The sequence below is a fragment of the Streptomyces sp. NPDC041968 genome (assembly GCF_055589025.1).
Genome location: NZ_JBVJCB010000005.1, coordinates 13,375 through 38,695, shown reverse-complemented (window position 1 = coordinate 38,695; position 25,321 = coordinate 13,375). Strand labels below are relative to the sequence as shown.

General features: G+C 71.8%; 24 protein-coding genes and 1 pseudogene. 16 read left to right on the top strand and 9 right to left on the bottom strand.

Going from position 1 to position 25,321, the window contains the following annotated elements:
* The first annotated feature begins 5 nt into the window (after nt 1-5).
* From ACZ6EG_RS13780 to ACZ6EG_RS13730, 11 genes and pseudogenes are all read left to right on the top strand, one after another.
* Nucleotides 6-944, top strand: a complete 939-nt coding sequence (locus ACZ6EG_RS13780; RefSeq protein ID WP_356602031.1) for an N-acetylneuraminate synthase family protein — start codon at nt 6-8, stop codon at nt 942-944.
* A gap of 40 nt (nt 945-984) precedes the next feature.
* A complete protein-coding gene (locus tag ACZ6EG_RS13775; RefSeq protein WP_391969830.1) occupies nt 985-2,052 on the top strand; it encodes a hypothetical protein in 1,068 nt (355 codons plus the stop codon).
* A gap of 245 nt (nt 2,053-2,297) precedes the next feature.
* Nucleotides 2,298-3,533 (top strand): M20 family metallopeptidase, encoded by a 1,236-nt coding sequence (locus tag ACZ6EG_RS13770; RefSeq protein ID WP_391970123.1) that lies wholly within the window; start codon nt 2,298-2,300, stop codon nt 3,531-3,533.
* Between the two features lie 262 nt (nt 3,534-3,795).
* Nucleotides 3,796-4,845, top strand: a complete 1,050-nt coding sequence (locus tag ACZ6EG_RS13765; RefSeq protein ID WP_356602035.1) for a BMP family lipoprotein — start codon at nt 3,796-3,798, stop codon at nt 4,843-4,845.
* A 355-nt stretch (nt 4,846-5,200) separates the two neighbouring features.
* A complete protein-coding gene (locus ACZ6EG_RS13760; protein ID WP_469604388.1) occupies nt 5,201-6,250 on the top strand; it encodes a BMP family lipoprotein in 1,050 nt (349 codons plus the stop codon).
* 224 nt (nt 6,251-6,474) lie between these two features.
* Nucleotides 6,475-8,040: an ABC transporter ATP-binding protein gene (locus ACZ6EG_RS13755; RefSeq protein WP_391970122.1), complete on the top strand. Its 1,566-nt coding sequence runs from the start codon at nt 6,475-6,477 to the stop codon at nt 8,038-8,040.
* Complete coding sequence (locus tag ACZ6EG_RS13750) at nt 8,040-9,161, top strand: ABC transporter permease (protein WP_391969828.1); 1,122 nt, start codon at nt 8,040-8,042, stop codon at nt 9,159-9,161. Before ACZ6EG_RS13755 ends, ACZ6EG_RS13750 begins: the two co-directional genes overlap by 1 nt.
* The gene (locus ACZ6EG_RS13745) at nt 9,158-10,423 is read left to right on the top strand and encodes an ABC transporter permease (protein ID WP_391969827.1); all 1,266 of its coding nucleotides are present in this window, start codon (nt 9,158-9,160) and stop codon (nt 10,421-10,423) included. Before ACZ6EG_RS13750 ends, ACZ6EG_RS13745 begins: the two co-directional genes overlap by 4 nt.
* Nucleotides 10,420-10,812: a cytidine deaminase gene (locus tag ACZ6EG_RS13740; protein WP_469604383.1), complete on the top strand. Its 393-nt coding sequence runs from the start codon at nt 10,420-10,422 to the stop codon at nt 10,810-10,812. The genes ACZ6EG_RS13745 and ACZ6EG_RS13740 overlap by 4 nt, the downstream gene beginning before the upstream one ends.
* A gap of 51 nt (nt 10,813-10,863) precedes the next feature.
* Entirely contained in the window at nt 10,864-12,141 is a 1,278-nt protein-coding gene (locus ACZ6EG_RS13735) for a thymidine phosphorylase (protein WP_391970121.1), read from the top strand.
* 95 nt (nt 12,142-12,236) lie between these two features.
* Nucleotides 12,237-12,819 (top strand): annotated as a pseudogene (locus ACZ6EG_RS13730) (Uma2 family endonuclease).
* A 1-nt stretch (nt 12,820) separates the two neighbouring features.
* Here the strand turns inward: ACZ6EG_RS13730 and ACZ6EG_RS13725 are convergent.
* Nucleotides 12,821-13,741 carry an AEC family transporter gene (locus ACZ6EG_RS13725; RefSeq protein ID WP_391970120.1) on the bottom strand — a complete coding sequence of 307 codons (921 nt, stop codon included), beginning with the start codon at nt 13,739-13,741 and terminating at the stop codon, nt 12,821-12,823.
* A 129-nt stretch (nt 13,742-13,870) separates the two neighbouring features.
* Here ACZ6EG_RS13725 and ACZ6EG_RS13720 point away from each other — a divergent pair, with 129 nt between their 5' ends.
* Nucleotides 13,871-14,257, top strand: a complete 387-nt coding sequence (locus ACZ6EG_RS13720; protein ID WP_391969825.1) for an STAS domain-containing protein — start codon at nt 13,871-13,873, stop codon at nt 14,255-14,257.
* Here ACZ6EG_RS13720 and ACZ6EG_RS13715 read toward each other — a convergent pair.
* Both ACZ6EG_RS13715 and ACZ6EG_RS13710 read right to left on the bottom strand, forming a co-directional pair.
* Complete coding sequence (locus ACZ6EG_RS13715) at nt 14,141-15,154, bottom strand: sigma-70 family RNA polymerase sigma factor (protein WP_469604380.1); 1,014 nt, start codon at nt 15,152-15,154, stop codon at nt 14,141-14,143. The two genes, ACZ6EG_RS13720 and ACZ6EG_RS13715, sit on opposite strands and share 117 nt — an antisense overlap.
* A 141-nt stretch (nt 15,155-15,295) precedes the next feature.
* Nucleotides 15,296-16,615, bottom strand: a complete 1,320-nt coding sequence (locus tag ACZ6EG_RS13710; RefSeq protein WP_469604377.1) for an MFS transporter — start codon at nt 16,613-16,615, stop codon at nt 15,296-15,298.
* A gap of 63 nt (nt 16,616-16,678) precedes the next feature.
* Between ACZ6EG_RS13710 and ACZ6EG_RS13705 the strand changes: the two genes are divergently transcribed.
* A complete protein-coding gene (locus ACZ6EG_RS13705; RefSeq protein ID WP_469604374.1) occupies nt 16,679-17,632 on the top strand; it encodes a LysR family transcriptional regulator in 954 nt (317 codons plus the stop codon).
* A 7-nt stretch (nt 17,633-17,639) separates the two neighbouring features.
* On the opposite strand, the gene ACZ6EG_RS13700 is transcribed toward ACZ6EG_RS13705, so the two are convergent.
* Entirely contained in the window at nt 17,640-18,401 is a 762-nt protein-coding gene (locus ACZ6EG_RS13700) for an alpha/beta fold hydrolase (protein WP_391969821.1), read from the bottom strand.
* Nucleotides 18,402-18,549: 148 nt separating this feature from the next.
* Between ACZ6EG_RS13700 and ACZ6EG_RS13695 the strand changes: the two genes are divergently transcribed.
* On the top strand, nt 18,550-19,719 hold the full coding sequence (locus ACZ6EG_RS13695; protein ID WP_469604371.1) for an adenosine deaminase: 1,170 nt from the start codon (nt 18,550-18,552) through the stop codon (nt 19,717-19,719).
* Nucleotides 19,720-19,857: 138 nt separating this feature from the next.
* Nucleotides 19,858-20,226, top strand: coding sequence for an ATP-binding protein (locus tag ACZ6EG_RS13690; protein WP_391969819.1), 369 nt, complete (start codon nt 19,858-19,860; stop codon nt 20,224-20,226).
* A gap of 134 nt (nt 20,227-20,360) precedes the next feature.
* Here ACZ6EG_RS13690 and ACZ6EG_RS13685 read toward each other — a convergent pair whose 3' ends face one another.
* The 5 genes from ACZ6EG_RS13685 to afsQ1 all read right to left on the bottom strand — a co-directional run bounded on the left by ACZ6EG_RS13685 (nt 20,361) and on the right by afsQ1 (nt 24,193).
* Nucleotides 20,361-20,564 carry a PspC domain-containing protein gene (locus tag ACZ6EG_RS13685; protein ID WP_053136142.1) on the bottom strand — a complete coding sequence of 68 codons (204 nt, stop codon included), beginning with the start codon at nt 20,562-20,564 and terminating at the stop codon, nt 20,361-20,363.
* A 94-nt stretch (nt 20,565-20,658) separates the two neighbouring features.
* Nucleotides 20,659-21,210, bottom strand: coding sequence for a VanZ family protein (locus tag ACZ6EG_RS13680; protein ID WP_469604367.1), 552 nt, complete (start codon nt 21,208-21,210; stop codon nt 20,659-20,661).
* Between the two features lie 114 nt (nt 21,211-21,324).
* A complete protein-coding gene (locus ACZ6EG_RS13675; protein ID WP_391969817.1) occupies nt 21,325-21,936 on the bottom strand; it encodes a hypothetical protein in 612 nt (203 codons plus the stop codon).
* On the bottom strand, nt 21,936-23,519 hold the full coding sequence (locus ACZ6EG_RS13670; protein WP_384695285.1) for an ATP-binding protein: 1,584 nt from the start codon (nt 23,517-23,519) through the stop codon (nt 21,936-21,938). The genes ACZ6EG_RS13675 and ACZ6EG_RS13670 overlap by 1 nt, the downstream gene beginning before the upstream one ends.
* The gene (afsQ1, locus tag ACZ6EG_RS13665) at nt 23,516-24,193 is read right to left on the bottom strand and encodes a two-component system response regulator AfsQ1 (protein WP_053136154.1); all 678 of its coding nucleotides are present in this window, start codon (nt 24,191-24,193) and stop codon (nt 23,516-23,518) included. Before afsQ1 ends, ACZ6EG_RS13670 begins: the two co-directional genes overlap by 4 nt.
* A 270-nt stretch (nt 24,194-24,463) precedes the next feature.
* Between afsQ1 and ACZ6EG_RS13660 the strand changes: the two genes are divergently transcribed.
* Nucleotides 24,464-25,210: a SigE family RNA polymerase sigma factor gene (locus tag ACZ6EG_RS13660; protein ID WP_458418884.1), complete on the top strand. Its 747-nt coding sequence runs from the start codon at nt 24,464-24,466 to the stop codon at nt 25,208-25,210.
* The last annotated feature ends 111 nt before the right edge of the window (nt 25,211-25,321 follow it).

Sequence of the window (25,321 nt, the reverse complement as noted above, 5' to 3'; positions counted from 1 at the left end):
CTGTCATGAGCACCGACTCCCGCATCCGCACCTTCGGCACCCGCGAGGCCGGCCCCGGCCGCCCCGTCTACATCACCGGCGAGATCGGCATCAACCACAACGGTGAGCTGGAGAACGCGTTCAAGCTGATCGACGCCGCCGCCGAGGCCGGCTGCGACGCCGTCAAGTTCCAGAAGCGCACCCCGGAGATCTGCACCCCGCGCGACCAGTGGGACATCGAGCGGGACACCCCCTGGGGCCGGATGACGTACATCGACTACCGCCACCGCGTGGAGTTCGGCGAGGACGAGTACCGCCAGATCGACGAGTACTGCAGGACCAAGAACATCGACTGGTTCGCCTCCCCGTGGGACACCGAGGCCGTCGCCTTCCTGGAGAAGTTCGACGTCCCCGCCCACAAGGTCGCCTCCGCCTCCCTGACCGACGACGAGCTGCTGCGCGCCCTGCGCGCCACCGGCCGCACCGTCATCCTCTCCACCGGCATGTCCACCCCGAAGCAGATCCGCCACGCGGTCGAGGTCCTGGGCAGCGACAACATCCTCATGTGCCACGCCACCTCCACCTACCCGGCGCAGGCCGAGGAGCTGAACCTCCGCGTCATCAACACCCTCCAGCAGGAGTTCCCGAACGTCCCGATCGGCTACTCCGGCCACGAGACGGGCCTGCAGACCACCCTGGCCGCCGTCGCCCTCGGCGCCACCTTCGTCGAGCGCCACATCACCCTCGACCGCGCCATGTGGGGCTCCGACCAGGCCGCCTCCGTCGAGCCGCAGGGCCTGACCCGCCTGGTCCGCGACATCCGCACCATCGAGGCCTCCCTCGGCGACGGCGTCAAGAAGGTCTACGACTCGGAGCTCGGCCCGATGAAGAAGCTGCGCCGCGTCTCCGGTGTCGTCGCCGAGGCGGAGATCGCCGCCGCCGCGGGCGAGCCGGTCACGGTCTGACACCCCCACCACGCCCTCACCACGGGACGGTCGTACGCCGATGAGCCCCCGCGCCGGGAATGCCGGCCCCCGCACCCTCGCCTTCGTCGAGAGCCCGGTACAACTGCTGAACGTGCTGGAGTGGGCGCACACGCGCGCACTCGGCGCGGAGCTCACCCTCGTGGTCCTGTCACCCGTGGATCCGATGACCCGGGGCCAGCTGCGCCGCATGGCGGAACTGGCCCGCAAGGAGGGCCACGAGATCCGGTGGGAGGAGGCCCGGGGCGGCGCAACGGCCCCCTTCCGCACGGTCGGCGGCCTCACGACCGCCCTCCGCCAGGCGGACCGGGTCGTCATGGGCGACCCCTTCTCCCGCTACGTGCAACTGCTGCTCACCATCACCCGCGCCCACGACCTGGTCGTCGTCGACGACGGCACGGCCACGATGGAGTTCGTCACCCAGCTCGCCCACGGCGAGCGCCTGGTGCGCTGGCACCGCAAGGGCAGCCGCCCCGGTCCGCGCGACCTGCTCTTCGCCCCCGTCTCCCGGTCCGCCCGGCACCGGCTGACCCCGGCGGGCGACCGCCGGGTCTCGGTCTTCTCCTCCATGCCGATCGACGACGTCCCGGACGGTGTCACGGTCACCGCGAACGACTTCGCCTGGACCCGGGCGCGCTTCGGCCCGCCCCGCATCACCAAGGGCGCCGACATGGTCGGCACGTCCCTGGTGGAGACCGGCGTCGTGGACGGCGACCGCTACGTGGACGCCGTACGCGCGCTGGCGAGGACCCACGGCGCGGCCCGCTACTTCGCCCACCGCCGCGAGAGCGCGGAGAAACTGCACCGGCTTGCGGTCGAGACCGGCCTGGAGATCGTCCGACCCGACCTCCCCCTCGAACTGATCGCACGCCGCGGCCCGATCGGCCGCACCGTCCTCAGCTTCCCGTCCACCGTCGTCCACACCCTCCCCCTCGCCCTGGCCGGCACCGAGGTCAAGGTCGCCGTCTGCGACATCGACCCCGCCTGGCTCACCCAGCACGCCTCGCCCCGCGCCCGCGGCTTCCTGTCGGGCGTGACGGGCTCGGCGCGCGACGTGCACCGGCTGTCGGCGGTGGCGGCCGCCGGGTAGGTGGTCCTGGTCACGTCACGTGGACAGCCCCGGCGTGGTCGGGCCGTACCGTGGTATGGGTGAAAGGAGAAGTGAACAGGAAAGACGGAACCGGGTGCCGAGGCCGAAGCGGGTGAGTGTACCCACCCCCGTTGAGAGCCATGCGCCGTGCGGTCAACTTTTCTTCCCCTAACGGGCTGAACTTTTGTTGATCGTGGGACAGTTGACCGCCCCGGCGTCCTACCCTTCAGAGGGTGAAGCAACTGATGTCCCGAGAGACCGAGGCCGATCCGTCCGGAGAAGCGCTGCTCCCCGGCACCTTGCCGGACGCGCTGCGCGCGGAGCTCGTGGCCTTCCGCCGCGACCTGCACATGCACCCCGAGCTGGGCAACCAGGAGTTCCGCACCACCGCCGCGATCAAGGAACGGCTGGAGCGGGCCGGCCTGAAGCCGCGGGTGCTCCCCGTCGGGACCGGGCTCATCTGCGACATCGGCACGAACACCGACTCGGGACAGTGGACCGGCGGGCCCCGCATGCTCGCCCTGCGGGCCGACATCGACGCCCTGCCCATCCCCGACACCAAGAGCGAGTGCGCCTACCGCTCCCAGGTGCCGGACCGCGCCCACGCCTGCGGGCACGACGTGCACACCACCGTCGTCCTCGGCACCGGCCTCGTCCTCGCCGCCCTGCACGAACAGGGCCTGCTGCCCCGGCCCGTGCGGCTGGTCTTCCAGCCGGCCGAGGAGGTCCTGCCGGGCGGCGCCGCCGACGCCATCGAGGGCGGCGCGCTCGACGGGGTGCGCCGCATCCTGGCCGTGCACTGCGACCCCCGGGTGGACGCGGGCAGGATCGGGCTGCGGGTCGGCCCGATCACCTCCGCCTGCGACCGGCTGGAGATCGCCCTCGACGGCCCCGGCGGACACACCGCCCGCCCGCACCTCACCACCGACCTGGTCACCGCCGCCGCACGCGTCGTCACCGACGTGCCGCCGCTCGTCGCCCGGCGCGTCGACAGCCGCAGCGGCCTCGCCCTGACCTGGGGGCGGATCGAGTCCGGTCACGCCCCGAACGTCATCCCGCAGCACGCCGAACTCGCGGGGACCGTGCGCTGCCTCGACCTCGACGCCTGGCGGCAGGCCCCGGACCTCGTGGTCGGCGCCATCGACGAGATCGCCAACCTGTACCGGGCGAAGTCCGAGATCACCTACGTCCGCGGCGTCCCCCCGGTCGTCAACGAGGTCACCAGCACCGAACTGCTCCAGGCCGCCATGGCCGCCCGGCGCGGCACGGACTCCGTCGAGTCCACCGAGCAGAGCCTCGGCGGCGAGGACTTCTCCTGGTACCTGGAACACGTGCCCGGTGCGATGGCCCGGCTCGGCGTCCGCCCGCCCGGCGAGCGCGTCATCCGCGACCTGCACCAGGGCGACTTCGACGTCGACGAGCACGCCATCACCGTCGGGGTGGAGATGTTCACCGCGGCCGCGCTGATCGACGCCGTGTAGCGCGGCCGGCCCCGCCCCGGCCCGCCGCGGTTGCGGCCCCGGCGGGTCGGGGGCAGCCTGATGCACAGCGCACGAGGTCGCGCGGCGCGCCCCGGGTGCCCCCTTCGCTCCCCTTCGCGCCGGTGGTTCACAGGGCCGTAACCGGCCAGCGGCACGAATGGGTAACGGCCCCGGGGAACCCCGTTCCCAGGAGTTTCTACGCGCGTTAATCTGCGCCGAACCGAGCGCCCGCTGCGGGGCTTTGGAGAATGGGGAGCTTCAGATGCGTCGGATATCCAGACTGACCCGCGTCGCGGTGGGGGTCGCGTCGCTCGCACTCGCCGCCACGGCCTGCGGCGGCACCAGCGGCGAGAGCGACAGCGGCGACGGCGGCAAGGACGACAAGGGCCTCGCCATCGCGTACGACATCGGCGGCAAGGGCGACCAGTCCTTCAACGACGCCGCGTACGCCGGACTGGAGCGGGCGAAGAAGGAGTTCGGCTACAAGACCGCCGACATCGAGCCCACCGAGGGCGAGACCGACGCGGACAAGGAGCAGCGCCTCGCCTCGCTCGCGAAGCAGGGCTACGACCCGGTCATCGGCGTCGGCTTCGCCTACGGCCCGGCGATGAAGGCCGTCGCCGCGAAGTACCCCGACACCACCTTCGGCATCGTCGACTCCGTGGTCGAGGGCGAGAACGTCGCCTCCCTCGTCTTCGCCGAGAACGAGGCCTCCTACCTCGCCGGCGTCGCGGCGGCCAAGGCCACCAAGACCAAGACGGTCGGCTTCGTGGGCGGCGTGGACATCCCGCTGATCCACAAGTTCGAGGCCGGCTACAAGCAGGGCGTCCAGGACACCGACCCGAAGGTCAAGGTCGTCTCGCAGTACCTGACGCAGACCGCGGAGGAGGGCGGCTTCTCCAGCCCCGACAAGGGCCGGGCCGCCGCAGAGGGCCAGATCGAGAAGAAGGCCGACGTCGTCTACCAGGCGGCCGGCCTGTCCGGCCAGGGTGTGATCGAGGCGGCCGCGAAGGCGAAGGTCTGGGCGATCGGCGTCGACTCCGACCAGTACGAGCAGGAGGCGCTCGCGGCCTACAAGGACTCCATCCTGACCTCCGCCCTCAAGGACATCAACGGCGCGGTCTACGCCCTGGCCAAGTCCGTCGAGGACGGCAAGCCGCTGAACGGCACCCGGACCTTCGACCTGAAGTCCGACGGCGTGGGCCTGTCCGACGCCAACCCGAAGTACGCCGAGGTCCCGGGCCTGACGGAGGCCGTGGCCAAGGCGAAGGAAGGCATCATCGCCGGCTCGATCAAGGTCAAGACCGAGTAGACCCCACTGGCACGGCACGGCACGGCACGGCACGGCACGGCACGGCACGGCACCGGACGACGGAGCGGGCGGGCGCGCGAAAGCCCCCGCCCGCTCCGCCATGCCCGGCCCCTGCCCGCTCCGGGCGCCCGGCCCTCGCCGTTCCGCCCCGCCCGCCCCGGCGCCCGGCGTCACCCTCCGCCACCCTTCGTTTGCGCCCGGCAAGCCCCGGACGCCCGCACGCCCTGCCTTGCTCACGGGCGGATAACAAGGTGGACAGAAGGGGTTTTCAGGCAGGTCTACGCGCGTTAATCTGCGGCGAAGCCAGCGCCGTACCCGAACCGTCCCCGGCGCTTGTACGACAGGAGCACCAGACATGCGCCGGATTTCCCGGATCACGGTCGCAGGCGCAGCGACCGCCTCCCTGGCCCTCGCCCTCTCCGCCTGCGGTGGCACCTCCACCGACTCCGGTTCCTCGGAGTCCAAGGGCGACAAGGGTCTCGCCATCGCGTACGACGTCGGCGGCAAGGGCGACCAGTCCTTCAACGACGCCGCTTACGCGGGTCTGGAGCAGGCCAAGAAGGAGTTCGGCTACGAGACCGCCGACGTCGAGCCCACCGACGGTGAGACCGACGCCGACAAGGAGCAGCGCCTGGTCTCGCTGGCCAAGCAGGGCTACAACCCGGTCGTCGGCGTCGGCTACGCGTACGCCGCCGCGCTGAAGAGCGCCGCCGCGAAGTACCCCGACACCACCTTCGGCATCGTCGACGACGCCACCATCGAGGCGAAGAACGTCGCGGACCTGGTCTTCAACGAGGAGCAGGCCTCCTACCTCGCCGGTGTCGCCGCCGCCAAGACCACCAAGAGCAAGACGGTCGGCTTCGTGGGCGGCGTGGACATCCCGCTGATCCACAAGTTCCAGGCCGGCTTCGAGCAGGGCGTCAAGGACACCGACCCGAAGGTCAAGGTCGTCTCGCAGTACCTGACGCAGACCGCCGAGGAGGGCGGCTTCTCCAGCCCCGACAAGGGCAAGACCGCCGCCGAGGGCCAGATCGAGAAGAAGGCCGACGTCGTCTACGCGGCGGCCGGTCTCTCCGGTCAGGGCGTCATCGAGGCCGCCGCCACCAACAAGGTGTGGGCGATCGGCGTCGACTCCGACCAGTACCAGCAGGAAGCCCTCGCGAAGTACAAGGAGTCCATCCTGACCTCCGCGACCAAGGACGTCGCCAAGGCGGTCTACAACCTCTCCAAGTCGGTCGAGGACGGCAAGCCGGAGACCGGTATCGTTCGGGGCGATCTGAAGTCCGGTGAGGTCGGTCTGGCGGACTCCAACCCGAAGTTCGCGGACGACGCCGAGCTCCAGGCAGCCCTCAAGACGGCCAAGGAGAAGATCGTCAGCGGCGAGATCAAGGTCAAGAGCAGCTGAGCCGAGCAACACCTCGAACAGCGTGTAACCGCGGTGGTCGCACCGCTCGACGGGGTACGAGGAGGACGCCTCCGGGCCTCCTCCTCGTACCCCGTCGTGCGATGTGCCGCCGCCGCTTTTAGATGCCGTAGGGGCGCTACGCGCGTAGACGGCCCCCTTCCCCAGGAGAGTGCGCCATCAACGCGTCCAGCAGCCCTCCGGCCGGAGCGGCGGTCAACGAATCGGTGACCGCCGTCGAGCTCGCCGGGATCACCAAGCGATTCCCCGGTGTCGTGGCCAACCACGACATCCACCTGACCGTCCGCAAGGGCACCGTCCACGCCCTCGTCGGGGAGAACGGCGCCGGCAAGTCGACCCTGATGAAGATCCTCTACGGCATGCAGAAGCCGGACGAGGGCACCATCGCGATCGACGGCGAGCAGGTCACCTTCTCCTCGCCGGCCGACGCCATCGCCCGCGGCATCGGCATGGTCCACCAGCACTTCATGCTCGCCGACAACCTCACGGTCCTGGAGAACGTGGTCCTCGGCAGCGAGAAGCTGTACGGCATCGGCGCCAAGGCCCGCCGCACGATCAAGGAGATCTCCGAGCGCTACGGCCTCGGCGTGGAGCCCGACCGCCTGGTCGAGGAGCTGGGCGTCGCCGCCCGCCAGCGCGTGGAGATCCTCAAGGTCCTCTACCGCGGCGCCCGCACGCTGATCCTGGACGAGCCGACCGCCGTGCTCGTGCCCCAGGAGGTCGACGCCCTCTTCGACAACCTGCGCGAACTGAAGGCGGAGGGCCTCTCCGTCATCTTCATCTCCCACAAGCTGGGCGAGGTCCTCTCGGTCGCCGACGACATCACCGTCATCCGGCGCGGCACCACGGTCGGCACGGCCGTGCCCGCCGAGACCACCCCGCGCCAGCTCGCCGAGCTGATGGTCGGCAGCGAGCTGCCCACGCCGGAGACGGCCGAGACCACGGTCACCGACCGCGCGGTCCTCACCGTCGACACGCTGCGCCTCGCGGCCCCCGGCGGCAAGGCCCTGCTGGACGACATCTCCTTCACCATCCACGCCGGCGAGGTGCTGGGCATCGCCGGCGTCGAGGGCAACGGCCAGACCGAGCTGGTCGACGCCCTCATCGGCCTGCGCCACGCCGACTCCGGCACCATCCGCTTCCTCGACGAGGACATCACGGCGCTGCCCACCCGCAAGCGCCGCGAGCAGGGCGTCGGCTACATCCCCGAGGACCGTCACCGCCACGGCCTGCTCCTGGAGTCCCCGCTCTGGGAGAACCGCATCCTCGGCCACGTCACCGAGAAGCCCAACAGCAAGGGCGTCTGGCTGGACCCGAAGGGCTCCCAGGAGGACACCCGCCGCATCGTCGAGACGTACGACGTCCGCACCCCGGGCATCGACGTCACGGCCGCCTCGCTCTCCGGCGGCAACCAGCAGAAGCTGATCGTCGGCCGCGAGATGAGCCACAAGCCGCGCTTCCTCATCGCCGCCCACCCCACCCGCGGTGTGGACGTCGGCGCGCAGGCCGCCATCTGGGACCACATCCGCGAGGCGCGCCGCGAGGGCCTCGCCGTCCTGCTGATCTCCGCCGACCTGGACGAGCTGATCGGCCTCTCCGACACCCTCCGGGTGATCTACGACGGCCGGCTGGTCGCGGACGCCGACCCGGCCACCATCACCCCCGAGGAGCTGGGCTCGGCCATGACGGGCGCCGCGACCGGCCACCTGGAACACGAAGAGACCCCCGAGATCCGCAAGTCTCCCGAGGCTCCGGAAGACGAGGCCCGCTGATGAAGAAGTTCGACAAGGAGCGCGTGCTCCTCGCGGTGGCCGGACCGGTCATCGCGCTCGCCGTGGCCTTCGTGCTGAGCGCGATCGTGCTGATCGCCTCGGGCAAGAACCCGGTCGAGCCGTTCGCCCTGATGTTCGAGCAGGCCGGTTTCTCCGACATCCAGGTCCTGATCATCAACCAGGCGTCGATGTACTACATCGCGGCCCTGGCGGTCGCCATCGGCTTCCGGATGAACCTGTTCAACATCGGCGTCGACGGCCAGTACCAGCTCGCCGCCATGATGGCCGCGATCGTCGGCGCCCACGCGAACCTGCCGGCCGCCCTCCAGATCCCGCTGCTCCTGCTGACCGCCGTCCTCACGGGTGCCTTCTGGTCCGGCATCGCCGGTGTCCTCAAGGTGACCCGGGGCGTCAGCGAGGTCGTCGCGACGATCATGCTCAACGCCATCGCGACCTCCGTCATCGGTTACCTCTGGCTGCCGGACGTCTTCGGCGTCAAGATCGGCAACAACAACACCACCGGCGAGATGCACGAGTCCGGCTGGATCCCCGGCATCGGCATGGGCGCGGCCGGCGAGGTCTACGGCCTGGTGATCCTGGCCGTGCTGCTCGGCATCGGCTACTGGGTCGTCCTCAACCGCACCCGCTTCGGCTTCGACCTGCGCGCCTCCGGCGCCTCCGAGTCCGCCGCCGCGGCCAGTGGCGTCGACCCCAAGCGCATGGTGCTCACCGCGATGCTCCTCTCCGGCGGCCTCGCCGGTCTCGCGGGCCTGCCGATCCTGCTCGGCGACACCCACACCTACAGCCTCAACTTCCCCACCGGCATCGGCTTCCTCGGCATCGGCATCGCCCTGCTCGGCCGCAACAGCCCCGTCGGCATCGCCTTCGCCGCCCTGCTGTGGGCCTGGCTCGACAAGGCCAGCCCCGAGCTGGACTTCCACGGCTACGACAAGGAGATCGCGGTCATCATGCAGGGCCTGATCGTCCTGTCCGTCGTCGTCTCCTACGAGGCCGTCCGCGAGTGGGGCCTGCGCCGCCAGCAGCGCCGCGTCGGCGCGGAGCTGGCCGCCGGCCACGTCCTCGGCGCCACCGACAACAAGAAGGAGGTGGCCGGCCGATGACCACCGCGACCGACCTCAACCAGCCCACGCTGCAGCCCGCGGCGCCGACCGGCCGCCGCCTGTCCCTGTCCGTCCTGATGCTGGTCATCGCCGGAGCCCTGGCCCTGACCTCCCTGGTGCGCCTGATCACCGGCGCCGACGGCATCACCAACGTCAGCCAGATGTCCACCGCGCTCCAGCTCGCCGTGCCGATCGGCCTCGCCGGTCTGGGCGGTCTGTGGGCCGAGCGCGCGGGCGTCGTCAACATCGGCCTCGAGGGCATGATGATCCTCGGCACCTGGTTCGGCGCCTGGGCCGGCTTCCAGTGGGGCCCGTGGACGGGCGTCCTGGTGGGCATCGTCGGCGGCGCGATCGGCGGCCTGCTGCACGCCATCGTGACGATCACCTTCAACGTCAACCACATCGTCTCCGGCGTGGCCATCAACATCCTGGCTCTCGGCGCCACCCGCTACCTCGCCCCGCTCGCCTTCGAGGGCCACCAGGGCGGCTCCGCCAAGCAGTCCCCGCCGGTGGACTCCCTCGGGCACTTCACCGTGCCGGGCCTCTCCGACGGGCTGGTCGACCTCAACGACAAGGGCTGGTTCCTCATCTCGGACCTCGCCGGCCTGCTCGGCGGCCTGGTCACCAACGTCTCCTGGCTGACCCTGATCGCCGTCGCGCTGATCCCCGCCACCTGGTACATCCTGTGGCGCACGCCGTTCGGCCTGCGGCTGCGCTCCTGCGGCGAGAACCCGGTCGCCGCCGAGTCGCTCGGCGTCAACGTCTACAAGTACAAGTACCTGGCCGTGATCATCTCCGGCGGCCTGGCCGGTCTCGGCGGCGTCTTCCTCTCCATCGTGGCCAACCCCTTCTACCTGGAGGGCCAGACCAGCGGCCGCGGCTACATCGGCCTCGCGGCGATGATCTTCGGCAACTGGATGCCCGGCGGCCTCGCCATCGGCGCCGGCCTCTTCGGCTACACCGACAGCCTCAACCTGCGCGGCGGCTCCGCCAACGTGCACGCCCTGCTGCTGCTCGGCGCGCTGCTGCTCATCGCCGGCGCGATCTGGCTGGTGATCCGCAAGAAGTACGTCAAGGCCGCGATCACACTGGTCGTCGGCGCGCTGGTCTTCGCCTGGTACGCGGGCACCGACGACGTCCCCAACCAGGTCGTCTCCGCCACGCCGTACGTCGTCACCCTCGTCGTCCTCGCGCTCTCCGCCCAGCGGCTGCGGATGCCCCGGGCGAACGGCATGCCGTACCGGAAGGGGCAGGGCAAGTGACCGACGTCGACTGGGGCGCGCTGCGCACGGCGGCCCGGGAGGCGATGGCCCAGGCCTACGCCCCCTACTCCGGGTACGCCGTCGGCGCAGCCGCCCTGGTCGACGACGGCCGCACGGTCTCCGGCTGCAACGTGGAGAACGCCAGCTACGGCATCGGCCTGTGCGCCGAGTGCGGACTGGTCTCCCAGCTCCAGCTGACCGGCGGCGGCCGGCTGACGCACTTCGCCTGCGTCGACGGCCACGGCGAGATCCTCGTACCGTGCGGCCGCTGCCGACAGCTGCTGTACGAGTTCGGCGGGCCGGACATGCTGCTGGAGACCCCGGCGGGTGTACTCCCCCTCTCGGAGATGCTCCCGCAGGCCTTCGGCGCCGACCACCTCGGCAAGTAACCCCCGCAATCCCGCAATCCCGCAATCCCGTAAGGAACGCCAGCCATGGCCATGGACGTCATCTCCGTCATCCGCACCAAGCGGGACCGCGGCGAACTCAGCCACGAGCAGATCGACTGGGTCATCGACGCGTACACGCGCGGCGAGGTGGCCGACGAGCAGATGTCGTCGCTCGCGATGGCCATCCTGCTCAACGGCATGAACCGCGGCGAGATCGCCCGCTGGACCGCCGCGATGATCGCCTCCGGCGAGCGCATGGACTTCTCGTCCCTGTCCCGCCCGACCGCCGACAAGCACTCCACCGGCGGTGTCGGCGACAAGATCACCCTGCCGCTCGCCCCGCTGGTCGCCGCCTGCGGCGCGGCCGTCCCGCAACTTTCCGGCCGGGGCCTCGGCCACACCGGCGGCACCCTGGACAAGCTGGAGTCGATCCCGGGCTGGCGCGCCCTGCTCTCCAACGAGGAGATGCTGGACGTCCTGGACACCACCGGCGCGGTGATCTGCGCGGCGGGCGACGGCCTCGCGCCCGCCGACAAGAAGCTGTACGCCCTCCGGGATGTCACCGGCACCGTCGAGGCGATCCCGCTCATCGCCTCCTCCATCATGTCCAAGAAGATCGCCGAGGGCACCGGCTCGCTGGTCCTGGACGTGAAGGTGGGCAGCGGCGCCTTCATGAAGACCATCGAGGACGCCCGCGAGCTGGCCTCCACGATGGTCGGCCTCGGCACCGACCACGGCGTGAAGACCGTCGCCCTGCTCACCGACATGACCACCCCCCTCGGTCTCACCGCGGGCAACGCCCTGGAGGTCCGCGAGTCGGTCGAGGTCCTGGCGGGCGGCGGCCCGGCCGACGTGGTCGAACTGACCCTCGCCCTGGCCCGGGAGATGCTCGACGCCGCCGGCCTGAAGGACGCCGACCCGGCGAAGGCCCTCGCCGACGGCTCCGCGATGGACGTCTGGCGCCGCATGATCAGCGCGCAGGGCGGCGACCCCGACGCGGCCCTGCCCACGGCGAAGGAGCAGCACGTGGTGAAGGCGGGCGCCTCCGGCGTCCTGACCCGCCTCGACGCCTACGACATCGGCGTCGCCGCCTGGCGCCTGGGCGCCGGCCGCGCCCGCAAGGAGGACCCGGTGCAGGCCGGTGCGGGCGTCGAGCTGCACGCGAAGCCCGGCGACACGGTCACCGAGGGCCAGCCCCTGCTGACCCTGCACACCGACACCCCGGACCGCTTCGCGTACGCCCTGGCCGCGGTCGAGGGCTCCTACGACGTGGCCCCCGCGGGCACGGCCTTCACCGCCTCGCCGGTGGTGCGGGAACGTATCGCCTGACCTGCGCTTTCCTCATTCGGGTGAACGGGACCGGTGGACCTCCACCGGTCCCGTCGGCATGCTGGGATCGGTGACGCACCGATAGGAGCACCGCCATGAGCGCACTCACCGTGAGCCAGGAGCCCGACCAGAGCTGGGACGACCTCGTCCGGTTCTGGGAGGAGATGGAGTGGCCCGAGGGCAGCAAGGTGGAGATCCTCGAGGGGATCATCACCGTGTCACCTGCTCCGGGACTGCCTCACAACGACATCACCGATCGCATCCAGCGCCGTCTGTATGCGGTGATCCCCGACCGATGGGGCGTCTATCAGACACTCGCGCTCTCGGTGCCGTCCCGCCTGGGAATGCTGATCCCCGACCTGGGCGTGACCCAGCTCCCCGACCACACCGAGTCCGACACCCACATCCCCGCCGCCCTCGCCCAGCTCGTCGTCGAGGTCACCTCCAAGTCCAACGCCCGCCACGACCGCGTGAGCAAGCCCGCCGCCTACGCCACCGCCGGCATCCCGCTCTACCTCCTCGTCGACCGCTGGGCCCCCGGTGGACCCACCGCGACGCTCTACGGCGAACCGAAGGGTGACGTCTACCGGGTGCTGGACGCCGCCATTCGGCGACCCTCTCCGGCTCCCCGCTCCCTTCGACCTGACCCTCGACACCGGCGAGTTCCCCGAGACCTGACTCACCCCAGCACCGCCGCCACCCCCACCAGCACCGGCACGGACACCACCGTCGACACCAGGACCGCGTCCCGCGCCAGCCGCTCGCCCACCCGGTAGGTGGACGCGTACGTGTAGAGGTTCTGGGCAGCCGGCAGCGCCGACGTCACCACCACGTCCAGCAGATGCGCGCCCCGCAGCCCGAACACCCCGGACGCCAGCGCCCAGGCCACCGCGGGCTGACCGACCGTCTTGAGCACCACCGCCAGCAGCACCGGCCGCCGTTCCACGCCCCGCAACGGCATCGTGGACCCGCACAGCCCGATGCCGAAGGCCAGCAGGACCGCCGGGACGGACATGTTGCCGATCAGGGTCAGCGGGTCCATCACCGCCTCCGGCACCCGCAGTCCGCTCGCGGCGACCGCGACCCCGGCGAGCGAGCCCAGCGCTATCGGATTGCGCACCGGCGTCAGCAGCCGGCGCCACAGCGGGCCCTCACCGCCTCCTCCCGCCAGGTCCAGGATCGTCACCGCCACCGGCGTCACCAGCACCAGCTGGAACAGCAGCACCGGCGCCACCAGCGAGGCGTCCCCCAGCACGTACACGGCGATCGGGATGCCGAGGTTGCCGGCGTTCACATAACCGGAGCACAGCGCCCCGATCGTGGTCCGGCCCACGCCCCAGCCCCGGGCGGCACCCACCGCGACGAAGACCCCGGCCACCGCCACCGTCGACAACGCCGTGACCAGCAGCCGGCTGGAGAAGACCACCGACAGGTCGGCCGTCGCGAGGGTGGTGAACAGCAGGGCCGGTGAGGCCACGTGGAACGCGAGCTTCGTCAGGACCTCGCGCCCCTGCGGACCGAGGTGGCCGCGCAGACCGAGCACGTACCCGACGGCGATGACCACCGCGATGACCGCGAACCCGGTCAGCACCCCCTGCACGGCCACGCCTCCTCGACGGTCACGATGACGTCCTGCGGCACGGCGGCGGGAGGGGATGCGTGGGGCATACAGCAAACCCTCGGGGGGAGGGTGTGCGCACGTCAATGTGATCTCTGATGGCGGGCACCGATGAGTTCACGGACCGTGCCGGGTCTACCGCACGTGGACGCCGTGACACCCGCCGTACTCGTGCTGCCGGGGCCCGTCTCCCGAGGGGAGACGCCCAGGCTCTGCGACGAGGTGCGCGCGCAGCTGGAAGCCACCCGGGCCGGAGTGGTCGTGTGCGACGTCGGCGGGCTCGGACCGCCGGGGCTCGCCGTCGTCGACCTGCTGGCCCGCCTGCAGCTCACCGCCCGGCGGGCCGGGGGCCGGATACGGCTGCGCGACCCCGACCCCGCCCTACACGCCCTCCTGGACCTCGTCGGGCTCCGCTTCGAGACGGAGCGGCAGGTCGAAGAGCGGGAACCACCGCTTGGTGTCGAGGAAGCAGTGGAACCCGGTGATGCGCCCGTCTGAGATCTCCAGCACCTGGACCGCCCACGGCGCGTAGCCGCCCGCCTCCGGGTCCGGCTTGTACTGCGCGAAGCCGGGCAGCCCGTTGGCGTTGACCGGCAGCAGCCGGGAGTGCGCGCACGCGGCGCCGAGGGTCGCCATGAAGCCGGTGATGTCCGCCGGACCGGCCAGCCACAGGTCGAACGGCGGCATCGTCATCACCGCGTCCTCGTGCAGCAGCGCCGTCAGCGCCGTCATGTCATAGCCCTCGAAGGCCGCGACATAGCGGTCCAGGAGCTTCTGCTGCTCCTCGTCCAGCGGGTCGGACACCGCGGCGGCGTCGGCCCGCTCCTCCCGCTCGGCGAGGGTCGCGCGGGCGCGCTGAAGGGCGCTGTTGACGGACGCCACCGAGGTGCCCAGCAGCTCGGCGACCTCGGCGGCCTTCCACGCCAGCACCTCACGCAGGATCAGCACCGCCCGCTGCTTGGGCGGCAGCTGCTGGAGCGCGGCCATGAAGGCCAGCCGCACCGACTCCTTCGCGACGGCGGCCTCGGCAGGGTCGGCGGTCGAGGGCAGCACGCGGGCGTCCGGCATCGGCTCCAGCCAGGTGTGGTCCGGGCGGGGCGACAGAGCGGCCTGCGCGAGGGGGGTGGAGTCCGTGAGGTCCATCGGACGGGCCCGTTTGTTGCCCGCGGTCAGCATGTCCAGGCAGACGTTGTGCGCGATCCGGTAGAGCCAGGAACGGAGGCTGGAGCGGCCCTCGAACTTGTCGTAGCTCCGCCAGGCGCGGACCAGGGTGTCCTGGACCGCGTCCTCCGCCTCGAAGGAGGAGCCGAGCATCCGGTAGCAGTACCCCGTCAGCTCGGTCCGGTGCTTCTCCAGCGCGGCATCCAGCTCCGTCGTCATGGTGCCGTTGCTCATGGTCCACCCACCCCTGGGCCGTCACGTCGTGCGCGTCTTCGCGCCTCGCACTTCGGAAGCTACCGCAGGGGACTGACAATGGCCTGTGCAGTCAAGGAAAGCGCAGGTCAGCGAGTCGGTTCTGATCGGTCCCGAGCCCGCTCAGGCGGGCACCGGCGCGGCCTCGGCCGTGCGCCGGGCGGCCAGCGAACCGGCGACCGTGAGCGCCACCACGCCCGCCACCGCCAGCAGGCCGACCCCGACCGTCCCGGCCCAGCCGCCGGAGTGGAAGGCGAGCGCGCCCACCGTGCTGCCCGCGCTGGAGCCGATGTAGTAGGCGGACTGGTACAGCGCCGAGGCCTGGGCGCGGCCGTGGGTGGCCGTCCTGCTCACCGCCGAGGACGCCACCGCGTGCCCGGCGAAGAAGCCCGCCGTGATCAGCACCAGCCCGAGGAGCACCAGGGGAAGGGACGGAGCGAGGGACAGCAGCAGACCCGCCGCCGTCGTTCCCCCGCCCAGGTACAGCGCCCCTCGGCGGCCGAGGCGGCCCACCAGGCGGCCCGCCGTCGACGCCGAGACCGTGCCGACCAGGTAGACCAGGAAGATCGAGCCGACGACGCCCTGCGGGAGCGAGAACGGCGCCTCCGTCAGGCGGTAGCCGATCACCGTGTAGACGCCGCCGAACACCGTCATGAACAGCGCGCCGATCGCGTACAGGCGGCGCAGCAGCGGGTCGGTGAGGTGGTCGCGGACCGTGCGGACCAGGACCCGCGGGCGCAGCGAGCCCGGCGTGAAGTGCTTCGGCGCCGGCAGCAGCATCCGGAAGGCCACCGCGCAGGCCACCGCCACGGCGCCGATCACTCCGACGGCGACCCGCCAGCCCCACTCCTGGGCGACCCAGCCGGTGATGACCCGGCCGCTCATCCCGCCCACGCTGTTGCCCGCGACGAACAGGCCGATCGCGGTGACCAGCGCCCTCGGCGTGACCTCCTCCGCGAGGTACGCCGTCGCCGAGGCCGGCAGCCCGGCCAGCGCCGCGCCCTGCACCGCGCGCAGCGCGACCAGCGCGGTCAGCGACGGGGCGAAGGGGACCAGCAGCCCGACGGTCACCGCGACCGCCAGGGACGCCGTCATGACCGTACGCCGGCCGAAACGTTCCGACAGGGCGCTCATCGGCAGGACGAACAGTGCGAGGCCACCCGTCGCGGCGGCCACCGTCCAGCTCGCGTCGCTCGCCGTGACGCCCATGTCGCCGGAGATCAGCGGCAGCAGGGCCTGGGTGGAGTACAGGAGCGCGAAGGTCGCGACGCCCGCGAGGAAGAGGGCGAGACTCATCCGGCGGTAACCGGGACCGCCCGGGGTCATGCGCGCCTCGCGGGCGCCGGCCGGATCGACGGCGGCGGCCTTGGCGGGGGCGTGGGGAGCGGGGACGGATGCAGCGGCGCCCACGGTCGTGGACGCCCCGGTATCGGCGGGAGTCATGCGGCGACCGTACGGAGACCGCGACTCATCCGTCCAATGCATGGAACGGGGATAATCGTTCCCATGGCGCATCAGCAAAGCTCACAGCCCCGCCTGTCACCGCACGGTGACACGGAAGACATCGTCACGCTGCTCGCGCCCCGCCTCGCGCACTTCGCCGGCGTGGCCCGCACCGAGCACGTCACCCGGGCCGCCCAGGAGATGAACGTCCCCCAGTCGACCCTCTCCCGCGCCCTGGTCCGCCTCGAGGCCGACCTGGGCGTCGACCTGTTCGTGCGCCGCGGCCGCACCCTCGCCCTGACCGTCGCCGGGCGCACCTTCCTCGGCTCCGTGGAGCGCGCCCTCGCGGAGGTGGAGCGCGCCGCCGAGGAGGTCCGCGCGGACGCCGACGCGGCCACCGGCAAGGTCGCCTTCGGCTTCCTGCACACCATGGGCGCCGAGACCGTCCCCGGCCTGCTGCACGCCTTCCGCGCCGACCACCCCCGCGTCCGCTTCAGCCTCGTCCAGAACTACGGCGAGGCCATGCTGGAGCGGCTGCGCGCCGGCGAACTCGACCTCTGCCTGACCTCCCCCGTCCCGGACGCCCCCGACCTGGTCGCCCGGCGCCTCGACGAGCAGAAGCTGCGCCTGGTCGTCCCGGCCGACCACCCCCTGGCCGGCCGCCGCCGCATCCGCCTCGCCGAGGCCGCCGACGAGACCTTCGTGACCCTGGAGCCCGGCTACGGCCTGCGCCGCATCACCGACGACCTGTGCAAGGAGGCCGGCTTCCGGCCCCGGGTGGCCTTCGAGGGGGAGGAGGCGGAGACGCTGCGCGGCCTGGTCGCGGCCGGCCTCGGCGTCGCCCTGCTGCCGCCGCCCGCCGTCCCCCGCCCCGGCGTGGTCGAACTGACGGTCACGGCACCGCGCGCGGCCCGCGAGATCGGCGTGGCCTGGCTGGCGGGGCGCACGGACACGCCCCCGGTGGCGGCCTTCAAGAAGTTCCTGCTGTCGCGCCGCGGCCACCTGCTGCCGTCCTGACCCGCGCCTACCGCCGCAGCGACCGTCCGAAGCCCACCGCCAGCGGCATCCGCAGCCCCAGCGGCGGGGGAGCGGCCAGGGCGTCCTCCAGCGGCCGGGCGAAGGGCTGCCCGAAGAGCACGCCCATCACGAAGTCCTCGGCCAGCGCGGCCACTTCGTCCCGGTACTGGCGCAGTCCGTGACCGTCGGAGTGCACCTCGAAGCGGCACACCGCGCGGTTGGCCTTCTTCGCGCGCGCGGCCAGCCGGAACGACAACTCGGGGTCGCTGCGCTCGTCGTTGGTGCCGTGCACGATCAGCACCTGGCGCCCGACGAGCTGCTTCACCGGTTCGGGGGGCGCGGCCATGTCCTCGTCCGGCAGCCACGGGGCGATCGCGAGCGCCGCGTTGACGGCCTCGTGCCCGGCCGCGTGCAGGGCCGCCCGCCCGCCCATGCCGACGCCGAGCAGGCAGACCGGGACGTCGCCGTAGCGCCGTACGGCCTCGCCGGCGGCCCAGTCGGCGTCGCGGGCCAGGTGGGCCTCGGCGCCGTTCCAGCCGCGGCAGCGGTAGTGCACGACATGCGTGGCCAGGCCCTCGTCCCGGCCCGCGCGGGCGAGCCGGCGCCCCAACGCCCGTACGGACGCGGTCGCCAGCAGCGGGGACGGCCTGCGGCTGGACACCTCGTCGCCCGCGGGGAGCAGCAGCACCACCCCGCTGACCGCCGTCCCCTCCGGACCGAGCGTTCGCCCCAGCCGGGCCTGACGGACCGGCGTCGCTTGCTGTGCCATGACAGAACATTCTCAGAAGACCGGGTGTACGCCACCCGTCTTCGCAGTCACCGTTACATATCGACGGATCCGTACACCCCGGCGCGTCTCCCGTGCGCGCGTACTCCTCCGACCCCCTTTCTACGCGCGTAGGAGTTAGAGTGCGGAAATGACGAGCCAGAGCACCGCGAAGACCACCGCGAAGACTCCGACGCCGGAACAGATCCGCCGGGCGCCGAAGGTTCTGCTGCACGACCACCTCGACGGCGGGCTGCGTCCCGGCACGGTCGTCGAACTCGCCCGGGCGACAGGCTACTCGGGCCTCCCCGAGACCGACGCCGACCGGCTCGGCGCCTGGTTCCGGCAGGCCGCCGACTCCGGTTCGCTGGAGCGGTACCTGGAGACCTTCTCCCACACCGTCGGCGTCATGCAGACCCGCGACGCCCTCGTCCGGGTCGCCGCCGAGTGCGCCGAGGACCTCGCCGAGGACGGCGTCGTCTACGCCGAGGTGCGCTACGCCCCCGAGCAGCACCTGGAGGGCGGGCTCAGCCTCGAAGAGGTCGTCGAGGCGGTCAACGAGGGCTTCCGCGAGGGCGAGCGCCGCGCCCGGGGCAACGGCCACCGCATCCGGGTCGGCGCCCTGCTCACCGCCATGCGGCACGCCGCCCGCGCCCTGGAGATCGCCGAGCTGGCCAACCGCTACCGGGACCTCGGAGTCGTCGGTTTCGACATCGCGGGTGCCGAGGCGGGATACCCGCCCACCCGGCACCTGGACGCCTTCGAGTACCTGAAGCGGGAGAACAACCACTTCACCATCCACGCCGGCGAGGCCTTCGGGCTGCCGTCCATCTGGCAGGCCCTGCAGTGGTGCGGCGCCGACCGGCTCGGGCACGGCGTGCGCATCATCGACGACATCCAGGTGCACGAGGACGGCACGGTCAAGCTCGGGCGGCTCGCCTCGTACGTCCGGGACAAGCGCATCCCCCTGGAGCTGTGCCCCAGCTCCAACCTCCAGACCGGCGCCGCCGACTCCTACGCCGAGCACCCGATCGGGCTGCTGCGCCGGCTGCACTTCCGGGCCACCGTCAACACCGACAACCGGCTGATGTCCCACACCGGAATGAGCCGGGAATTCGAGCACCTTGTCGACGCGTTCGGTTACACGCTCGACGACATCCAGTGGTTCTCCGTCAATGCGATGAAATCAGCGTTCATTCCTTTCGATGAACGACTGGCCATGATCAATGACGTCATCAAGCCCGGATACGCGGAGCTGAAGTCCGAATGGCTGTTCCAGCAGACGGCCTCCACCAGCGGTTATTCGGAAGGCGAGGGCTGAGCGGAAGCCGACGGTAAACGGAAACGCGGACGGGCTTTCACCATCCGTCCGCATTTCGATGTTTGCCGCGAGGGGTGTCGCGTGTTTACGGTCGAGGACCGCTCACATCCCCGTCATCCCATTTCGAGGACGCATTTCATGAAGCAGTCTGCTGCCAAGACCCTCGGTGTCGCCGCCCTCGGTGCCGCCTTCGCCGCCGCCGGTGCCGGTGCGGCCACCGCGGCCCCCGCACTGCCGGACACCGCGAAGACGGTGGACTCCGTCGCCGCGACGCTGCCCGCGGAGACCCTCTCCCAGGTGGTGCCCGGCGCGGGCAACGCGCTGGAGCAGGGCCGCCGCGTCTCCGGCACGGGTCTGACCGCCGCTCAGCCGGTCGTCGAGCAGGTCCTCAACGAGCAGCTCTCCAACGGCCCGACCAAGCCGGTGGCCGGCCTGCTCGGCGGTCTGCCGACGAAGGGCCTGCCCACCTCGGGCCTGCCGGTCAACGGCCTCCCGCTCGGCGGCTGAGTCCCGCCGCCCCCGCACCTCCCCATGCGCCGACGGGGCGCACCCGAAGCCTTCGGGTGCGCCCCGTCGGCGTACCGGAGGGGAGGTACGTCCACCAGGCCGGCCGTACCGTCCCGCGGGGCCGCGCGGGGGCGTCACCAGGCGGTACGGGCGGCCTTCTCCTCGGACGGCAGCAGGAGCCACAGGGCGAGGTAGAGCAGGAACTGCGGGCCGGGCAGCAGGCAGGAGACCAGGAAGATCACCCGCATCGTGGTCGTGGAGGTGCCGAAGCGCCTGGCCAGCGCGGCGCACACTCCGCCGATCATGCGGCCATGGGTGGGGCGGGCGAGGCGGGACATCGCGGCTCCTTCGTGAGCGGGGGGCGGGTCTGCCGGTCGGCTTCCCCTTCATCTGCCCTCCACGCTACGGAGACGAACGGAACAAAGCGTCGCTCTACGGGGCGATACCGACCCTGGGAATCGTCGGGGTCCGACCCTGAGCCGGCTCGTCCCTGGGGACGTCACCCCATCGCCGCTCCTCGGACCTGCGACGGAGCCGGGCGCGGCCCACGGGGACCAGGGCGAGGTGGGCGAGGGCAGCGCCCGCCGTGTTCAGCAGCAGCGAGTCCACGTCGACGACCTGACCGGGCACCCCCGTCTGCAACAGCTCGATCCCCAGCGACAGCAGGGCGGCCGCGGCCAGGGTGCGCAGCAGGGAGGCCAGCGGCGAGACGGTCAGCCGGCCGCCCGCCATGGGCAGCAGGACGCCCAGCGGCGCCAGGAGGGCGAGCGACCCGCCGAGCGCCCGGACCGCCGAGGGCCAGCCGAGCGCCAGGTCGGCACGGATCGAGGCGAAAGGCTGGAGATTGGGCGGCAGGACCCACGGAACGTCGAGCGGCCGCAGGGTGTACCAGGCGACGAACGCGAGATGTGCGACGAGGAGGACACTTCCTGTCACACGGATGCGGAGCGCGGCGCTGCCGCCGGGAAACCCAAGACGCTGCACGTCCCCCAAGACGCCGGTGCCGCCGCGCGCGGTTCCGGTGACTCCCGCGCAAGGGTGAGGCCTGCGCCACACGGCCCCGCCGGGCCGCCGCCCCCCGGGGGCGGAGAGGCACCGTCAGCCGTCGGTGACCTCGGTGGAGGGCGGCTCGCTGCTGCCGGGCCGGGCACGGACCTCGTCCGTGCAGGTGTAGCGGCGGGCGGCCTCCTCGGCGGGCCCGGCCAGGATGACGGAGCCGTCGCCCTCGGCGGCGGCCGAGTCGGAGAAGGTGCAGACGACCTGGGCGAGGGCGTACGAGGTGAGGTCGCCGGGGGCGGTGCTCAGCCGCAGGGTGTCCTCGGGGTCGCCGGGGCGCGGGCCGGTGACGCCGGTCCCGCGGCGTACGTCCGTGCTGTACCCCGCCTCCTCCTCCGCGGCCGACGGCTCCGCCGTGAGCTGGTCGAGCAGCCCCTGGGCCACCAGCACCCGCCGTCCGGCGTCCGCCGCGCCGTCCGGCACCGGGACCGTCCGGTCCACGGCCACCAGCGACGAGCCGCACAACAGGAAGACCTGCACCGGAAGCCCGGGCGCCGCCCCCGTCGTCCCGTCCGGCTCGGCGAGCGAGCACCGCACCCTCGACGGCGCCGGGCCGTAGTCCGTGGGCACCTCCGTGGCGCGGATGCCGCAGCCGGCGAGCAGCGCGGCCAGCACGGCCAGCCCGGGCAGTGCCGACAGGCGGCGTACGGTCATCAGACCTGTCCCTTCGCGTCCTTGCCCCTGCTCCCGTCACCCGCGGCGTCCTCGGCCTCCTCGTCCGCCGGCGGGTCCTGCGGCAGCCGCAGCGTGAACACCGCGCCGCCCTCGGGGGAGTTCTCCGCGGTGATCTCACCGCCGTGGATGTGCGCGTTCTCCAGGGCGATGGACAGGCCGAGCCCGCTGCCCTCGGAGCGCGGCCGGGAGGCGCTCGCCTTGTAGAAGCGGTCGAAGACGTGCGGCAGGACGTCCTCGGGGATGCCGGGCCCGTGGTCCCGTACCCGGATGACGACCTCGTCGTCCGCCCGCGCCACCGACACCCTGACCGGCGATCCGCCGTGCTTGAGGGCGTTGCCGATCAGGTTGGCCAGGATGACGTCCAGGCGGCGCGGGTCGAGCCGGGCGTGGATGCCGCGCTCGGCGTCCAGGTCCACGGCGTCCAGCCAGGCGCGGGCGTCGATGCAGGCGGTGATCTGGTCGGCGACGTCGACGTCGTCGAGGACCAGCCGGGCGGTGCCCGCGTCGAAGCGGGTGACCTCCATCAGGTTCTCCACCAGGTCGTTCAGCCGCCGCGTCTCGCTGACCACCAGCCGTACGGCGGGCTCGATCATCGGATCGAAGCCGCCGCCCTCGAACTCCAGTTCCTCCTCCAGCACCTCGGTGACGGCGGTGATCGCCGTCAGCGGGGTCCGCAGCTCATGGCTCATGTCCGCCACGAAGCGCCGTGAGGCCTGCTCGCGGCCGGCCATGTCCGCGACCCGTTTCTCCAGCGCCTCGGCGGCGCTGTTGAAGGTCCGGGACAGGTCGGCCAGTTCGTCGGTGCCGGACACGCGCAGCCGGGTGTCCAGCTTGCCCTCGCCCAGGCGCCGCGCCGCGACCCCGAGCCGGTGCACCGGCTTCAGCACGGTCGTCGCCAGGGCCTGTGCGAGCAGCGCCGACCCCAGCAGGGCGAGCGCGGTGGCGATCCCTAGCGACCAGGCCAGCGAGTTGAGGTCCTTGGCCTCCGGCTCCAGCGACTTGAGCATGTAGCCGGTCGGACCGCCCCCGATCACCCTCGTGCCGGCCACCAGGTAGGGGGTGTCGCCGTCGGTGATCCGCTGCCAGTACAGGTGGTACGGGTGCTTGTTGGCCGAGGTGACCTTCTGCTCCTTGTTCACCGCCGTGCGCAGCGACTCGGGCACGTCGGCGAGCGCGAAGCCGCCCAGCCCCCCGGAACTGCCGTACACCGTCCGGCCGGCGGCGTCCTCGGCGACCAGCAGCACGCTGAACCGCTGGCTGCTGTTGGCCATCTGACCCGCGGTGTGCTGCAACTCGTCCTGCGCGGGGTGCTCGGGCAGCGCGCCCGCCCGGTTCTGCATCTCCTGTTCGAATCCGCGCAGCACGGCGTCCTGGGTGCGGGTGAGGACCGCTTCCCGGTTCAGCCAGTACGCGATGCCGGACGCCGAGACGGCGGCGGTGAGGGCGACCAGCCCGAAGACGAGGACCAGTCGCAGGCGCAGACTGGTGAAGCGCAGCCAGGACCAGACTCCCTTGCGCGTCGCGGTCCAGCCGCGTGAACCCCCCTGGTGCTCCTGGGTCACTGAGGCGGGTCCAGCCGGTAGCCGACACCTCGTACGGTGCGGATCAGCGTCGGGGACGACGGCACGTCCTCGACCTTGGCGCGCAGCCGCTGCACACAGGCGTCCACCAGGCGCGAGTCGCCGAGGTAGTCGTGCTCCCACACCAGCCGCAGCAACTGCTGCCGGGACAGCGCCTGCCCGGGCCGCCGGCTCAGTTCGAGGAGCAGCCGCAGCTCGGTCGGCGTGAGCTGGAGATCCTCGCCGTTCTTGGTCACGGTCATCGCGGACCGGTCGATGACCAGGCCGCCGAAGCTCGCCGAGTCGCTGGACTCCCGCTCCCCGCGCCGCAGCACGGCCCGGATACGGGCGTCCAGCACCCGGCCCTGGACGGGTTTGACGACGTAGTCGTCGGCGCCCGACTCGAGACCGACGACCACGTCGATGTCGTCGTTGCGCGCGGTCAGCAGGATGATCGGCAGCTGGTCGGTGCGCCGGATGCGCCGGCACACCTCGAAACCGTCGATGCCGGGCAGCATCACGTCCAGCACGATCAGGTCCGGCCGCTGCTCGCGCAGCAGCTTCAGACCGTCCTCACCGCTGGCAGCGGTGGCCACCCGGTGGCCCTGGCGGGTCAGGGAGAGCTCCAGGGCCGTACGGATGGCGTCGTCGTCCTCGATCAGCAACAGGGAAGGCACGGGCTCATTCTGGCCCATGGAGGGGGTGGCGTACGACCCGTGGGTCCCGAAGAGGGCGGACCTCGCCGCCGGACCCTGTGAAGGAACGGTGCGGCAGCCGTGACGGACCCCTGTGACAGGTCTGTGACAGTCGACGGACACGGCCATGAAGTCACCGCGGCAGGCTTCTCGTCACGGGCAACACAGCGAGTCGCCGGCCGAGCAGGAAGCGGTGAGGCGCCTCGCGGCACAGCACGACGAACACCGGAAGTCCACGACGGGGGGCGCGAGATGAACACGCTGCACGGCACCAGCACCAGCGCAGTGGTCACGCGTCTGCACGACGTGCACGTACACCGGGGTTCCGAGAAGTCCGGTGCCGCTGTGAGCGGACGGGGGTGCGCTCGTGGCACCGGGCGTCAGCACACCGCGTACATGGCGGTGGTCGACGCGCGTCAGGGGGAGACGCACGGGGGAAGCGCGTACGGGGAGGCAGAGGGGGAGCGTCGCTCCCTGTCGGAGGCGGAGTTCACCGCCTACGTCCAGGAGCGCCGCGCCTCCCTGTACGCCACCGCCTACCACCTCACGGGGGACCGTTTCGAGGCCGAGGACCTGTTGCAGAGCGCGCTGTTCTCGACCTACCGGGCGTGGGAGCGGATCAGCGACAAGGCCGCGGTCGGCGGGTACCTCCGCCGCACCATGACCAACCTGCACATCAGCGCCTGGCGGCGCCGCAAGCTCAACGAGTACCCGACCGAGGAACTCCCGGAGACGCCCGGCGACACGGACGCGATGCGCGGCACCGAACTGCGTACGGTCCTGTGGCAGGCGCTGGCCCGGCTCCCCGAACTCCAGCGCACGATGCTGGTCCTCCGCTACTACGAGGGCCGCACGGACCCGGAGATCGCCGGCATCCTCGGTATCAGCGTCGGCACGGTGAAGTCCAGCATCTGGCGGTCGCTCCGCCGGCTGCGCGAGGACGAGGTCCTCAGCTTCGGCCGCGACCGGGAGGACGCCTTCGGCGAACTGGTCGCCTGAAGGTCCGGGGGGACGAGGGGCCCGCGGCGGAACCCGCGAAAAAAAGTACGAGCCGGGGTGTATCAGGGGGCGGGGCCCGGGCTCTTACTCACGGGGAAGCACCACGGGGGA